The organism is Finegoldia sp. P3-F-LR, from assembly GCF_052932165.1.
The window spans coordinates 38,245-53,736 of record NZ_JBRFJE010000013.1; the positions used below are offsets into that span (position 1 = coordinate 38,245).

The 15,492-nt window shown below is 31.0% G+C and carries 15 protein-coding genes; 3 read left to right on the forward strand and 12 right to left on the reverse strand.

All coding sequences use genetic code 11. The annotated features are described in order from the left end of the window. Positions 1 to 9: 9 nt before the first annotated feature. The 12 genes from ligA to ACU68U_RS06285 all read right to left on the reverse strand — a co-directional run bounded on the left by ligA (position 10) and on the right by ACU68U_RS06285 (position 13,298). Positions 10 to 1,998 carry an NAD-dependent DNA ligase LigA gene (gene ligA, locus ACU68U_RS06230; protein WP_446762946.1) on the reverse strand — a complete coding sequence of 663 codons (1,989 nt, stop codon included), beginning with the start codon at positions 1,996 to 1,998 and terminating at the stop codon, positions 10 to 12. Further along, positions 1,998 to 4,172: an ATP-dependent helicase gene (locus ACU68U_RS06235; protein WP_316537061.1), complete on the reverse strand. Its 2,175-nt coding sequence runs from the start codon at positions 4,170 to 4,172 to the stop codon at positions 1,998 to 2,000. Before ACU68U_RS06235 ends, ligA begins: the two co-directional genes overlap by 1 nt. Positions 4,173 to 4,301: 129 nt before the next feature. Beyond that, on the reverse strand, positions 4,302 to 5,135 hold the full coding sequence (locus ACU68U_RS06240; RefSeq protein ID WP_446762947.1) for an undecaprenyl-diphosphate phosphatase: 834 nt from the start codon (positions 5,133 to 5,135) through the stop codon (positions 4,302 to 4,304). A gap of 102 nt (positions 5,136 to 5,237) precedes the next feature. After that, positions 5,238 to 6,263, reverse strand: coding sequence for an ABC transporter substrate-binding protein (locus ACU68U_RS06245; protein WP_446762948.1), 1,026 nt, complete (start codon positions 6,261 to 6,263; stop codon positions 5,238 to 5,240). 1 nt (position 6,264) lies between these two features. Beyond that, positions 6,265 to 7,038: an ABC transporter permease gene (locus tag ACU68U_RS06250; RefSeq protein WP_035109446.1), complete on the reverse strand. Its 774-nt coding sequence runs from the start codon at positions 7,036 to 7,038 to the stop codon at positions 6,265 to 6,267. A gap of 1 nt (position 7,039) precedes the next feature. After that, complete coding sequence (locus ACU68U_RS06255; protein WP_094205495.1) at positions 7,040 to 7,849, reverse strand: ABC transporter permease; 810 nt, start codon at positions 7,847 to 7,849, stop codon at positions 7,040 to 7,042. Then, a complete protein-coding gene (gene potA / locus ACU68U_RS06260) occupies positions 7,839 to 8,885 on the reverse strand; it encodes a spermidine/putrescine ABC transporter ATP-binding protein (RefSeq protein WP_156849909.1) in 1,047 nt (348 codons plus the stop codon). Before potA ends, ACU68U_RS06255 begins: the two co-directional genes overlap by 11 nt. 12 nt (positions 8,886 to 8,897) lie before the next feature. Further along, positions 8,898 to 9,437: a helix-turn-helix domain-containing protein gene (locus ACU68U_RS06265; RefSeq protein WP_316103407.1), complete on the reverse strand. Its 540-nt coding sequence runs from the start codon at positions 9,435 to 9,437 to the stop codon at positions 8,898 to 8,900. Positions 9,438 to 9,579: 142 nt separating this feature from the next. Continuing rightward, positions 9,580 to 10,419 carry a TPM domain-containing protein gene (locus ACU68U_RS06270; protein ID WP_446762949.1) on the reverse strand — a complete coding sequence of 280 codons (840 nt, stop codon included), beginning with the start codon at positions 10,417 to 10,419 and terminating at the stop codon, positions 9,580 to 9,582. A 12-nt stretch (positions 10,420 to 10,431) separates the two neighbouring features. Beyond that, positions 10,432 to 10,986, reverse strand: coding sequence for a LemA family protein (locus ACU68U_RS06275; protein ID WP_094205491.1), 555 nt, complete (start codon positions 10,984 to 10,986; stop codon positions 10,432 to 10,434). Between the two features lie 8 nt (positions 10,987 to 10,994). Beyond that, complete coding sequence (thiI, locus tag ACU68U_RS06280; protein ID WP_446762950.1) at positions 10,995 to 12,170, reverse strand: tRNA uracil 4-sulfurtransferase ThiI; 1,176 nt, start codon at positions 12,168 to 12,170, stop codon at positions 10,995 to 10,997. Continuing rightward, on the reverse strand, positions 12,171 to 13,298 hold the full coding sequence (locus tag ACU68U_RS06285) for a cysteine desulfurase family protein (RefSeq protein WP_446762951.1): 1,128 nt from the start codon (positions 13,296 to 13,298) through the stop codon (positions 12,171 to 12,173). Positions 13,299 to 13,390: 92 nt separating this feature from the next. On the opposite strand from ACU68U_RS06285, the gene ACU68U_RS06290 reads away from it, so the two are divergent. The 3 genes from ACU68U_RS06290 (at position 13,391) to ACU68U_RS06300 (ending at position 15,328) form a co-directional block, all read left to right on the forward strand. Continuing rightward, the gene (locus tag ACU68U_RS06290) at positions 13,391 to 14,236 is read left to right on the forward strand and encodes a ribonuclease H-like domain-containing protein (protein ID WP_446762952.1); all 846 of its coding nucleotides are present in this window, start codon (positions 13,391 to 13,393) and stop codon (positions 14,234 to 14,236) included. Next, positions 14,229 to 14,840, forward strand: coding sequence for a YczE/YyaS/YitT family protein (locus ACU68U_RS06295; protein ID WP_446762953.1), 612 nt, complete (start codon positions 14,229 to 14,231; stop codon positions 14,838 to 14,840). Before ACU68U_RS06290 ends, ACU68U_RS06295 begins: the two co-directional genes overlap by 8 nt. Before the next feature lie 83 nt (positions 14,841 to 14,923). Further along, entirely contained in the window at positions 14,924 to 15,328 is a 405-nt protein-coding gene (locus ACU68U_RS06300; protein WP_446762954.1) for a prepilin-type N-terminal cleavage/methylation domain-containing protein, read from the forward strand. Positions 15,329 to 15,492 lie beyond the last annotated feature (164 nt).

Here is a 15,492-nt window from a genome sequence, read left to right on the forward strand (position 1 = left end):
AAATTAAATTTATAAGTTGTTTAGGAATGAATTCAATTCATCTTCTGTCATTAATTTTACACCCAAATCCTTCGCTTTTGTAAGTTTGGATCCAGCTTTTTCTCCATACACCACATAATCAGTATTTTTGGATACAGAAGATGAAACTTTTGCTCCCAAATTAGATAACTTATCTGTAAGTTCTTTTCTAGAATAATTCACCAAACTTCCTGTCAAAACAAAAGTTAAATTATCCAATTTCTTTTCAATATTTTCAGGGTTTTTAATTTTAATTCCTTTTGAAAGAAGTGAATCAATAGAATGAGAAATAGTTTCGTCATGGAAAAATTCTACGATTTCTTCTGCAATTACATTTCCAATATCTTCGATTTGAATTAATTCTTCAAACTTCGCTTCTCTCAAATTATCAAAGCTTTTATATTTTTGTGCCAATTCAAAGCTTGTCTTCTCACCAATTTCAGGAATTCCCAATGCAAAGATGAAATTAGCCAAATCAACATTTTTACTTTTTTCAATTGCATTGATAAGATTTTGGCTCTTCTTTTCTTTAAAGCCTTCTAATTGCATCAACTGTTCTTTTTTTACATCGTAGATTTCTTCTATTGATGTGATGTTTAGTTTTTCTAGCAGAACTTCCAAAGTTTTTTCGCTTAATCCATCGATGTTCATTGCATTTCTACTTGCAAAATGAACCATTCTCTTAACTAATTGTGGAGTACAACTCATTGAGTTTGGACAGAAAATATGAACTCCATCTCTAAATAATTCACTGTGACAATATGGACAGTAATGCGGGATTTCAATTTCTTTGGTATCTTCTTGCTCAGGATTTACGACTCCCATTATTTCTGGAATTACATCGTTTGATCTTCTAATGAAAACTTCTGAATTCAATCTTACTTGTTTTCTTTCAATATCGTCAATATTATTAAGTGTAGCTCTTTTTACAGTTACATTACCAATTTCTACAGGCTCCAACAAAGCCGTCGGAGTTACTTTTCCAGTTCTTCCAACATTCCATTCCACTTCTTTGACAATTGTTGTAAATCTTTCAGGTTCAAATTTATAAGCTATTGCCCATCTTGGAAATTTATTAGTATAGCCTAATTTTTCTCTTGTTTTAAAATCATTTACTTTAATTACCACACCGTCTGTCAATACGTCAATTTCATTTCTTAATTCAAAAATCTCGTCAATAAATTCTGAAATTTCTTCGAATGATGTTGCGTGTTTTTCGTATGGATACAATTTGAAATAATTATCTTTCAAAAATTTCATCATTTGTTCTTGAGTTTCAAGACCGTTTTCTTCCAAATAATTTACATTGTAGAAATAAGCATCCAAGTTTCTTTCTCTTGTAACAGCTGGGTCTAAATTTCTAAGAGCTCCTGCTGCTGCATTTCTAGCATTTTTTAGCTTTGGTTCATGAGTTTGGTTGTATTTTTCTAATGATGAAAGTGGCATTACTCCTTCGCCTTGAATTTCCATCAATCGTGTGTCTTTTATTTTCAAGGGAATTGAATTGATAGTTCTCACTTGGCTTGTAATAACTTCTCCGATAGTGCCGTTACCTCTTGTAGTAGCCATTACCAAATATCCACCGTCATAAGTCAAATTTACTGTCAAACCGTCAAACTTAAATTCTACATAAAATTCAACAGTTGGCAATTTATTTACATGGTTTTTATTGTAATTTTCTACAAACTCAATGGTTTTATTGACCCAATTTCTAACTTCTTCTTTGCTTTGCGCTTTTCCTAAACTGTACAAAGTATTCAAGTGCACATGCTTTTCAAATCCCGATAAAACTTCTCCACCAATTCTATTTGTAGGAGAATTTGGTAGAATAATTCCCGTCTCTTTTTCAAGATTTACAAGCTCATCATACAAAACATCGTACTCTGAGTCCTCAATCAAAGGATCGTCCAAAGTATAATAATGAAAAGCGTATTTATTTAGTATGTCTACTAAATATTTTATTCTGTCTTCCTTTTCCATTATTCAACCCTTGTTAGTGGTGCTAGTGATGAATTTAGCTTCTTCAATCCTTTTTTGTCGAAATTAATCGTCAACTCATCTCCATTGTCTTTTTCTACAATTCCAACGATTACACCAGTTCCGAACTTTTTGTGTGAAACCTTATCTCCAGCTCTGTACTTTTCATTGTTTTTAGTAACAGTATTTTGTTTTTTAGTGATTGAAGCTGATGCTTCTGTCCTGTAATCGTCAACTACTTTTGTGTTGAACGATTCTCTAAAACTAACCTCTTTATTAGGAGATTCGTCTTTATATTTATTTTCCATTTCCTCTATAAACCTCGATTCAGCTTTTGTTTGAAATTCATTAAATCTTCTTCTCGATTGTACACTTGTAATGTACAATTTTTTCCTTGCCCTTGTGATTGCCACGTAGCACAATCTTCTCTCTTCTTCTACATCTTCATCTACTCTTGATGGAATAGTACCTTCTTCTAGCCCAGTGAAAAATACAACATCAAACTCCAATCCTTTTGCCGCGTGGATTGTCATCATTGATACACCTTTAGTATTGTCATCTGTTTTATCCAAATCAGTCATCAAAGAAGATGTTTCCAAATATTCTCTCAAGTTTTTATCAGGATTATCTTGAACAAATTGATATAAAGACGAAATGTATTCGTCAATATTTTCCAACCTTGTCTTATCATCTCTATTAGTTGATTTTTCTAGATTCGCTCTGTATCCTGTTTTATCCAAAATATATTCCATAAGTTCTGCAACATTCAAATCGTCTTTTGGAAAGCTTTTGATTAAATAATAAAACTCTTGAAGTTTTTTTGCTGTAACATTTGAAAAATCAGGAAGATCTGTGTTTTTGATGTATTCCATCATGCTAATTCCTCTTGCTTGAGAATATTGCAACAACTTATCCATAGTTGTTTTGCCAATTCCTCTTTTCGGCTCATTGATAATTCTATTTAATGCCATATTATCATTCAAATTTTCAACAATTCTAAGATAACTAACACAATCTTTGATTTCTTTTCTATCGTAGAATTTCAATCCACCTACAACTCTATTAGGAATTCCTAGTCTATTCAATTTTTCTTCGAAGAGTCTTGATTGTGCATTAGTTCTGTACAAAATCGCCATTTCTTCGTATGGATTTTGTCGATATCTTTCTTGCTCAATCCATTGAACCACTTGGTCTGCCTCATCTAAATCAGAATACATTCTCCTATATATAGGCATATCCCCTTCATTTTTTGCAGTCCACAAATTTTTATCTTTTCTGAGTGAATTGTTTTTAATCACAGTGTTTGCCAAATCCAAAATAGGTTGTGTTGAACGATAATTTTGTTCCAATAAAATAACTTTTGCATTCTTAAAATCTTTTTCAAAGTTTTGAATGTTTTGTATGTTTGCTCCTCTCCAACCGTAAATTGATTGGTCAGAATCTCCTACACAGCAAATATTATCGTTTTTAGAAACCAAATTTTTGATAAGCTTGTACTGAGTATCGTTTGTATCTTGGTATTCATCGACAAACACATACTTAAATCTTTCAGAATATTTTTCTCTCAAGTCGGGATTTTCTTCGAACAACAAATTAGTCTTCACAATCAAATCATCAAAGTCTAACGAATTGTATCTTTTTAATTTGTGTTCGTATTTTTGGAATAATTCCATAGTAAAAGTGCTTAAACTTATATCAAAATCTTCTTTGTCGATATTTTTTTCTGTAGCACCTGCGTTTTTTAATCTAGAAATTGTATTGATTTCGTTTTTGATTTCGACATTTTTAGGATCTACTCCCATATCCTTTAAACATTCTTTTACAAGAGATATTTGATCTGCTCTGTCATAAACTGTAAAGTTTCTTTCGAAACCAATTCTTTCTATTTCTACTCTCAATATTCTAGAACAAATGGCATGAAAAGTTCCTATCCACATGCTGTCTACGTCTTCTTGTAAGATGTTTTCAACTCTTTCTTTCATTTCTTTGGCAGCTTTGTTTGTAAAGGTAATTGCCAAAATTTCGTATTTTGAGCACAATCCTTTTTCCAAACAATACGCAATTTTCGTAGTCAAAACTTTTGTTTTACCACTTCCTGCTCCTGCCAATATCAACATAGGACCATCTGTATTTTCGACTGCTTCTCTTTGTCTGTCATTTAAATTATCTAAATTCATCATAACTCCTTATGTATCAATAAAAAAATAAGTCGCTACAACTTATTTTTTCAAATATATATTCGTCTATGTTTTCTAATGTTCATTTAGGAATAATTGCAACTATTCCTCCTCATTATTATATCACAACTATCTGATTAGGCCGAAATAAATTAGAACCAATACACCAAGAGCTATTCTGTAATAACCGAACACTTTGAAATCATTGTTTTTGATGTAATTCATTAAGAATTTAATTGTGATTACAGATACAATAAAACTTACTGCAGTTCCCAATAATAACACGAATGCTTCCATTTCTGTAAAACTAAATCCAAATTTCACAAGTTTTAGTAAACTTGCTCCAAACATTGTTGGAATTGCCAAGAAAAATGTAAATTCAGCTGCAATTGTTCTGGATAATCCTATGGCAATACCTCCCAAAATCGTAGCTCCCGAACGTGATGTACCTGGGAATACCGCTGCAATTACTTGAAATAATCCTACGATAAAAGCTTGTTTGTAAGTGATTTTATCAATACTATCGACTAGTTTTTTGTGTGATTCTTTGTTTTTGTTTTCAATTATAATAAAAAGAATACCGAAAATTATTAGTGCTAATGAAATTACAAAATAATTATAAAAGTGTTCTTCGATAAAATCATCAAATTTTATACCAATAATTGCCGCTGGAATGCACGCTACAATTATTTTTGCCCACATTATCATTTTGCTTTTACTGATTGATACAAGATGAGTTTTACCTTTTTTGAATGGCCACACTTTGTTCCAATAAATTACTACAACTGCCAAGATTGCTCCCAATTGAATTACAACTGTGAACATTGATTTGAAAGCATCTGACATGTTTAGTTTTATAAATTCGTCCAATAATAAAATATGACCAGTAGAACTAACTGGTAACCACTCTGTTACTCCTTCAATAATTCCTAAAAGAATAACTTTTAATATTTCTATAAACATATTTCCTCCAATTTCTTAACTACTCATATTATATGAAAAATCCGTTTATTATTCAATCTCAAATGAAAAAAGTGCAAAAGAATTTCTCTCGCACTTTCTAGGTTAATTTGCTTTTATATCAGCCCATATATCATCGTATTTTTCTACAAAATCTGATGGGTCTTTAAATATTTCCATATTTTTATGCTTTGATAAATCAGGATAAGCTGTATCATCTTCCTGGATTTCCTTGTCCAAAAGTTTTTTGGCTTCTGTAGATGGAAGAGAATAACCAATATACTCGGCATTAACTTTTGCATTCTCAGGATCTGTCAAAAAATTTATAAATTTTTCGGCATTTTCTTTGTGTTTTGCATTTTTCAAAATAGCTAATGTATCAAACCATAAATTTGATCCTTCCTTTGGAATTACATATTCCAAGTTTTCATTCTCACTCTTTGCGACAATCGCATCTCCGGAATACATCACAGCAATGTCCGCTTCTTCATTTACCATTTGATTTTTCGTTTCGTCTACAAGATAAGCAAGTACAATGTCTTTTTGTTTAATCAATGATTCTTTTGCTTTCTCTAACTCAGCTTCATTTCTAGAATTCATTGAATACCCTATTCTTTTCAAAGCTACTCCTAGAATATCTCTTGTGGAGTTCATCATTATGATATTGTCCTTGTATTTTTCATCCCACAAAATATTCCAGCTATCCACATTTTCTTTTACCTTATTTTTATTGTAAAGAATTCCTACAGTTCCCCACATATATGGAACTGTGTATTCGTTTTTGGGATCATAATCCAAATTTCTAAACTTCTCATCGATGTATTTGAAATTTGGAATTTTGCTGTAATCAATTTTTTCAAGCATTCCTTGTTTAATCATTTTTTCAGCCATGTAATCTGAAGGAACCACAACGTCGTAATTGTTGCCTCCTTCTTTTACTTTCATGTACATATCTTCGTTTTGCTCAAAAGTGTCATATATTACTTTAATTCCCGTTTCTTTTTCGAACTTTTCTATCAAAGCTGGCTCGATGTATTCTCCCCAATTGTATACATACAAAACATTTGAATCATCTTTAGAGCAAGAAGTTAAAACCAATATAGTTAATAAGAATAATAAAATTTTTTTCATCTTACAATTCCTCCAATAGATTTGTTCTCTTGTGAAGAATCAATAATAGAATAACCATTACTAAAAACATAATAGTACTCAACGCATTAATTGCTGGATTTACACCTTTCTTTGCCATAGAGTACACAGTAACGGATAAGTTTGACACGCCATGACCTGTTGTAAAGAAACTTATTACAAAATCATCAATACTAAGTGTAAATGCCAACAAGCTTCCTGAAAATACTCCCGTTTTTATTTCTGGCAGCACAACTTTTCTCAAAGTATAAAAAGGAGTTGCTCCCATATCCATTGCGGCCTCTGGCAAGAATTTATTCATTTGCGATAATTTCGGCAACACCGCAAGTATTACATAAGGAGTTGTAAATGTGATGTGTGACAATAACATCGTGAAAAATCCGAATGGAAAATTCATCAAGTTAAATATTACCATCAAACTTACTGCCGTCACTATATCAGGATTTAAAACAGGAAGATAATTCATATTTAAAAGCAAAGTTTTCTTGTAACCTCTCAAATAATAAATTCCTATTGCTGCTATTGTTCCTAAAATTGTAGCAATTATTGTAGCTAATATGGCAATTAGTATTGTGGTTTTAAAAGAAGACAAGATTTCTTCGTTATGCAATAATTCCTTGTACCATTTGAATGTAAATCCTACCCAGCTTCCTTTCAAACGAGAATCATTAAATGAAAATACCATTAATACAGCAATTGGTCCGTAAAGAAATAAAAATACCAATGCCAAATAAAATTTCTTAAAAAATTCCTTCATTTTATTCTCCTTTCTCATTTGTAAAAGCTAATGAAATTAAAATCATAACTATCAAAACAACAGAAATCGCACTACCATAATGCCAGTTTCCTGCTATTCTAAATTGATGCTCAATTATATTACCAATCAAATTGTATTTGTTACCACCAAGCAATGCAGATATTTCGAATGTAGATATCGCAGGAATAAACACCATAGTAATTCCTGTAATAACTCCAGGCAAACTCATCGGAAACACTACTCTCAAAAAAGTTTGCAACTTTGATGCTCCTAAATCGTAACTTGCTTCTACTAGTGAATAATCTGATTTGTCTAGTATTGAGAAAATAGGAAGTATCATAAAAGGTAAGAAATTGTAAACCATCCCCATTAAAATAGCTCCTTCAGTGTAAAGCATTTTTATTGGAGAAAAACCAAAATGTATCAACACACTGTTGATTATCCCGTTTTTACCAGTTAAAATAATCCACGCATAAGTTCTCAACAAAAAGTTCATCCACATAGGAATAACTATCATAAGCATCAACACAGCCTTGTATTTTTTGTCTACTTTACTGATAAAATAAGCTGTTGGATAACCTATCAGCAAACAAATCACTGTACTTATAAAAGCCAATCTTATTGAATTCAAAAGCACTTTTACATATTTTGATGTAAAAAATCTATGAAAGTATTCCAGCGAAAATTGTGGATTGGAAAAATCTCTCAATGATCCAGTTGTAACTGAATAATAAACTATAAGAAACAACGGAAACACAATGAAAAATAATATCCAAATAGCGTAAGGAATGGATAATTTCTTAAGCTTCATTGTCGCACCTCTTCATAATATGAATATTATCTGGATCAATGTTAATGCCTACAATACTTCCTTGAGGTTTGTTGATAGTTGATTGTGCCTTGTATTTGAAATCTCCAGTATCCACAAACATTTCGTAGTGAATTCCTTTGAACCTGTCGCTAATAACTGTCCCTTTGATTTGTCCTTTTTCTGGAGCAACTATCTCCACATCTTCAGGTCTAATAACTACTTGTACACCTTCGTTTTTCTTAAATCCTTTATCCACACACTTCCATTTATGATTGGAGAATTCTACCATGCAATCTTCTAAAAATATCCCGTCAATTATGTTACTTTCGCCAATAAATTTAGCTACAAACTCATTCTTAGGTTCATTGTAGATATCTTCTGGTGTTCCTATTTGTTGAATTACACCATTATCCATAACAACAATAGTATCGCTCATAGTTAAAGCTTCTTCTTGATCGTGTGTTACATAAACAAATGTAATTCCTATTCTCTCTTGAATATTTTTGAGTTCGTTTTGCATTCCTTTTCTCAACTTCAAATCCAATGCACCCAAAGGTTCATCTAACAACAAAACACTTGGCTCATTAACCAAAGCTCTTGCTATAGCAATTCTTTGTTGTTGACCACCACTCAAATTATTTATCTTTCTTTTTTCAAAACCAGACAAATTTACAAGTTTCAAAACTTCTGTTACTTTTTCTCTGATTAATTTTTCGTTCATTTTTTTGATTCGCAAACCAAAAGCTATGTTTTCGAAAACATTCATATTAGGAAATAGAGCGTATTTTTGAAAAACCGTGTTCACATTTCTCTTATAAGGTGCAATATGACTGATGTCTTTTCCTTCAAAAATAATCTTTCCAGTATCTGGAGTTTCAAATCCAGCAATTAATCGCAAAGTCGTAGTCTTTCCACAACCTGACGGTCCCAATAATGTCAAAAATTCTTTATTTCTAATGTAAAGATTCAAATCTTTTAAAATATGTTCATCTTCAAAAGATTTATTAATACCGATTAATTCAATGATATTATCCATTAAACATTCCCCCTAAAAATTTGGTGGTGACATAATCCATATCACCTTGCAGATTTTTGTGCCATTATTTTCTAACATTCTAGTTTTATTGCACTTCGTGTAAAAACAATCACCTTTGTTTAGTTTATATATTTCATTGTCGAGATAAATGTTGCAACTTCCTTCAAGTACATACCCAAACTCTTCGCCTTCAAATGGATTGTATTCTTTAGTTTCTCCTTTTTGATTAAGCGTAATTATAACAGGCTCCATAGTGTTGACTTGAGATTTTGGAACTAGCCATGTAATAGTAGAATTCATGCTCAAATCTTCACTTGATTGATAGTCGTCTTTTGTGAAAATCTCTTTTACTGTAGGCTTATCCATAAAAAAAGTTGCCATATCAGTTCCCAAAGCATTTAATAAGTCATTAAGTGAATCTACAGAAGGACTTGTCAAATCTCTCTCTAATTGTGATATGAAACCTTTTGTCAAATCAGACCTTTCTGCCAATTCTTCTTGGGTCAATCCAAGTTTTAACCTCAATGATCTTATTTTTTCTCCTATTTCCATTACTATCTCCTTACTTAAAATATTAAACCAAAAGTATTATAACATAAAAGCGTATAAAACTAAACAAAAAGTTAAAAATATTTTACTAAGTTTTCGCAAAAAAATACTCTCAAAATTAATTGAGAGTATTTCATAAATTTGATTAAAAGCTTCTTCCAGCTCCTCCGCCTCCGGATGAGCCTCCTCCTCCAGAGAATCCACCGAATCCTCCAGAAGATCCGCCGCCAAAACCTCCGCCGAATCCGCCGAAGTCATCATCATCGAATCCTCCTCCAAATCCAGGGAAGAATATTGTACCACCACGTCTTCTGCCTCTGTATCTATTATTTCTACGATTATTTCTTGAGATAAAGTACAAAACAAGCAGAATTATTACCATTCTTAGTACAGAATTAAAAACTTGTGGATCTGTTTTTCTGTTTAAATTTTCTTGATATTTGTCAAAATCTCCAGTTAATTCAACATCATATTCAGCAGCAACTTCACTGACAACTGCATTGAATCCTTCTTGTAGGGCATTAGAATAATTTCCATCTTTTAAATCATCTAGCATATATTCATCAATTATCCTACCAACCTTACCGTCGTTAAGTCTTCCTTCAATTCCATAACCTGTAATGATATTGATGTGACGATTACGACCCTTAGGTTCATTTAAATCTTGTGACAATAAAATCAGAACCCCATTTTTCTTAGTGGCATCTCCTATTTTCCATTTATTGAACAAATCAACGCCATAATCAACCGGATCTCTTCCTTTTAAATCTTTTATGGTTACAACAAGTACTTGTGAGCCTGTTTTTTGCTCAAGTTCTACATTCGTCTTAACTATTTTATCTTTAACTTCCTGGCTAATCACACCCATCTCATCAAGATAAAAAGTATCCGGTGATTTCGGCAAATCTTGGGCAAAAGCATTTACATTAAAAATTAATAAAAAAGCTAAAACAAATGAGAATATCAATCTATATTGCTTTCTCATTATTTATTTGTCCTATTCAAAATTAACTTGTGGTGCTTTTTGTGCAGAAGCATCTGCTTCAAAGTATTTTTCAGAGCTGAATCCCATTAATCTAGCAAATATTACTGTTGGGAATCTCTTAACTTTTTGATTGTATGATTTTACAACTGTGTTGTAATTCTTTCTTTCTGTAGCGATTCTGTTTTCTGAACCTGCTAATTCATCCATAAGTTGTGTAAAGTGGGTATCTGATTTTAATTCAGGATATCTTTCTACAACAACATTCATACCATTTAATGCACTTGTCAATTCATCATTTGCTTTTGCTAATTCTTCTGGATCTTTGGCATTCTTTACCCCAGCTCTAGCTTCAGAAACTTTGATGAATACATCTTCTTCGTGCTTTGCAAATCCTTTTGCTGTGTTAACCAAGTTTGGAATCAAATCCGCCCTTCTTTGAACAACGTTTTGAACTTGTGCATAAGCCTCATTCACATCTTCCTTTGATTGAACCAATCCATTGTATTGTGGCACTAATAATAATGCTAACACAACAATAATACCTATAATAACTCCTGCTTTTTTCATACTTCCTCCTATTGTCTAATCTTAATTAATTCCATATTATCTATACATTCTTGAACCAAACCTTCAATATCTAAGTTTTCTTCTTCTCTTTTGACATCGTAAATTCTTGGTTTAGTAACTGGTCTTTTCGGCGTAAATACCGTGCAACAATCTTCAAAAGGCAAAATCGATGTTTCGTACGTTCCTATTTCTCTTGCAATTTCTATGATTTCTGTTTTATCACTTGCAATTAAAGGTCTTAAAATAGGTAGACTTGTAACTTCATTAATTACTGAAACCCCTTGAATAGTTTGACTTGCAACTTGTCCCAAGCTTTCTCCTGTAATCAAGGCATCAATTTTGTTTTCATTTGCAATTCTTTCTGCAATTCTCATCATAAATCTTCTAGAAATGATAGTCATCATTCTTTCCTTGCAGTTTTTGGTGATAGCTTTGTATACTGGAAGCAAGTTCACAGAATAAAAGTTAATATTACCAGTATAATACGAAACTTCCTCTGCTAATTGCTTAACCTTTTCAAATCCTCTTTGACTTGTAAATGGATAGCTATGGAAGTGTAAACAATCCACACGAACTCCCCTTTTTGCCATAAGAAAAGCAGCCACAGGACTATCTATACCACCTGATAATAACAATAAACCTCTTCCAGAACTACCAATTGGAAGACCACCCCAACCTTTTATTCTATCTGTGTAAACATAACAATTATCCTTAATATCTACATAAACAAAAAAGTCAGGATTTTTGATGTCAACCTTAACATAATTTCCATATTTTTTTAATATAGTACCACCTAAAAGTGGATTTAACTCAGGCGATTTAGGTTCAAAATTTTTGTCAACTCTATGAACATCAACTTTGAAGGTTTGAAGTTTATCTTCGATAATTTTATCTTCTACTATCTTTAATACCCCGTCTTGCATACTTTCAACCGTTTTTTCACATTTTATGCAAGGACTAATGTACACAATTCCAAAAACTTTTTTAATATGATCTATAATTTCATCAAAATCATTGACATCAGCCTTGATGTACAACTTACCTTGCTCTTGATAATATTCTTCAATTTTATAATCAGAAATCGCATCCAAAATCTTACTTATTGCACGCTTCTCAAAAGTGTGTCTGTTTTTTCCTTTTAATGTTAGTTCTCCAAAACTAACCGATATATACCAATCTAACATTTATCTCCTCATAATATCTCTAATATCTTCTAATCTAAGCTTTAATTTCTCTACAAACACATCCAAAACATCCTCAGGCGTATCATCTGTAAATGAAATTCTTATACATCCATCTGAAAACTCGTCAGGTGTGTTGATGCTTTGTATAATTCTCGATTTTTTTGAACCATTGCATGCACTCCCAGTAGAAATGTATATTTCATCTTGTTCCAAATAGTGTAGCAATACTTCACTCTTAATGTAATTAAAGCACACATTCGTAATGTATGGACTATATCCTTCTAGCTTAGAATTAAAATACACACCGTCAATTTTTGATAATTCATTCATCAAATATGACTTCATCTTGTATAATCTGTCGTAAGTCTCATCAATTTTTGAAAAAACTTCTTCACTCGCGCATTTCAATGCCACAATTCCCGCTACATTTTCGGTTCCAGGAGAAATTCCAGACTCTTGTGATCCACCTATTATAAGAGGCTTAACCCTTTCAGGATTTCTAATGAAAATCGCACCAATTCCTTTTGGAGCGTGAATTTTATGACCACTAATTGTGTAGAAATCAATCTTCGCTTCATTAATATCCAATTTAATTTTGCCAAAACCTTGAATCCCATCAACATGAAACAAAGTATTAGGGTTTTTTTCTTTAATTTTCTTGCCCAATTCTGTTATTGGAAGAATTTTACCAGTTTCATTATTAACATGCATAACCGAAACTAAACGTGTTTTTTCATTTATCAAATCAATAATATCTTCTACTTTAAAATCATCACTTACATTTACAAAATGAACAGTCCTATTTTCCTTCAACTTATTATAAGTTTTAAACACAGAAGAATGTTCTATATTTGTAGTTATAAATTCTTCTTTTTTATCATTAGTAACACTTCCATTGATAGAAATATTATTACCTTCAGTTCCGCAAGATGTAAAAAACACATTCTCTGGCCTAACATTTAATAAGTTTGCAATTGAATTTCTGGAATCAGTAACAAGCTTTTCCGCTCTCATTCCAAAATCGTATAAACTTGAAGGATTTCCAAAATCAACAGTCATTGCATTAACCATTTCTTTTACCGCATTTTCTGACACTTTCGTAGTAGCAGCATTGTCTAAATATATCATTATATCCCTTCATTTCTATTTAAAATCATACTAATATTATAACATGTAGAGAAAATTTACCAAAATAATAGTATAATGGAAATGGTGATAAAATGAATGAAAATCAGGCTGTTATAAATATAGAAACAACAGGAATAGATCCTCACAAAAACCATATTTATTTTATAAATATCTTTACAAATGATAGATATTATAATTTCTACTCAAAAAATAATGAATCTGAAGAAAAAATCATAAAATCAGCTTATAAAATCTTACAAAACAAACAAATTATTAGCTTTAGTAAATTTGACGTAAAATTTATCAATACAAAATTAATAAAATACACAGAATTTGATGTGATTAACAATTGCATTTATTTGCAAAAATTAATTAGAAATTACTACAATTCAAAATTCACTTCCATTAAAGCAAAAGATTTGGCATCAAAATTATTCGATATTAATATAGATGATAAATCAAAATCAGTGAATCTATACAAAAAGATTTCAAAATCAAATCGTATTTCAGATGAATTAATAGAATTTGCCAAAACATCCATGAATTTTAAGATAAAACTGTACAATTATATGATAAAGTTTTTTGAGGAAAAATGTGATACTTTTAATATGTACTCAAAATTCGTTAGATATTTGTTGTATGATGTAAAGAAAGTAAAAAATAACTTAGAAATTAGTTTGATTACAGATAATAAAATGGAAATTGATGCCATGTATGAATCAACTCAAATCAAATCGCAAGGAATGTTTATAACTTTATGTTTGAGTTTGCATGAAGGATACATTGATGATGATTTTGTGGAATGCACAATGACAAGTATGGACAACAATTATAATTTAATAAACAATTACTATCCTTTAGTCATAAATGAAGAGTTTATTTATGATAATATTAAAGAATTAGTAAAATACACACTTACGGAGATTTTTAATGAATAAAAAGACAAAACAAATATTGTTTGCAATATTAGGAAACTTAATAATCGGATTTAGTATAGGAATACTCAGACTGTCAAAATTAGGCGTAGATCCTCTTAGTTTTATGAATAGTGGATTTTCAGACTTTTTGAATAAAGATTTTGGAACTGTAATTACTGTAACCAATTTTATATTAATCGTTATAGTATTTTTCGGTCACAGAAAATCTATCGGACTTGGAACAGTTATAAATATGGCGACTGTAGGTTACAGTGCTGATTTTTCGTATATGCTACTAAAATTTATGGATACTGACAAATTTTGGGTGAACTTTATTCTGTTGATAATTGGAATAAATGTTATGAGTATAGGAGTTGGAATTTACTTGGAAGCTGACCTAGGTGCAAGTGCTTATGACGCTATGCCCTATGTTGTGGACAATATAGTTAAAAGAGATTTATCATATAAGTATACAAGGATCGTATTAGATATAATATGCATTGTAGTTGGCCTATTATTTGGAGAACAAATAGGAATAGGAACTATATTTTTAGGATTTTTATCAGGACCGTTAATTGTTTTTTATAGGAATTTAGCTAAAAAATTAATTTTTGAAGAGATTTAAAAATATTTAATTATTTGTATTGAATAATCCTTAATTTTGATTATAATAAAAGTAAGTAGAATAATAAGTAACTGGAGGAAATTATGAAACTACAAACGTTAAAAAAGAAGAAAAAAGGGTTTACATTACTAGAATTATTGGTTGTATTAGCTATACTTGCAATACTTATAGCAATAGCCATCCCTGTCTACAAAAACCAAAAAGAAAAAGCAGCCAGAACAGCTCATAACGCAAACGTAAGAGTCTTAGAAACAGCTGTGGAAAGTTATAAACAAGATAATGATGGTAAATTACCTGGAGATATTAAAGAACTTGCTACAGGTGGTTATATTAAAAGTGTACCAAATATTCCAGCAGGTGCAGTCAAGGATACAGATGCAAAAGAATATGGTATAGACAAGGATGGTAATATAAAACCAGGTGAAGTCGATAAAGATGATAAATTAAACTCTGTTAGCACTGAAACAACCACAACAGAAGGTAAGTAAAACTAAATAATAAAACTTAAAAAAGATAGCTAAAATCATGACCTGAACCCCAAAATCCGGAATACGGATGGAGGGGTTTTTGTATGCCAAAATACACAAAAGAATTTAAAATAAAATTAGTACTAGAATACTTATCAGGTGAATCAGGAGGACTTAAATCAATA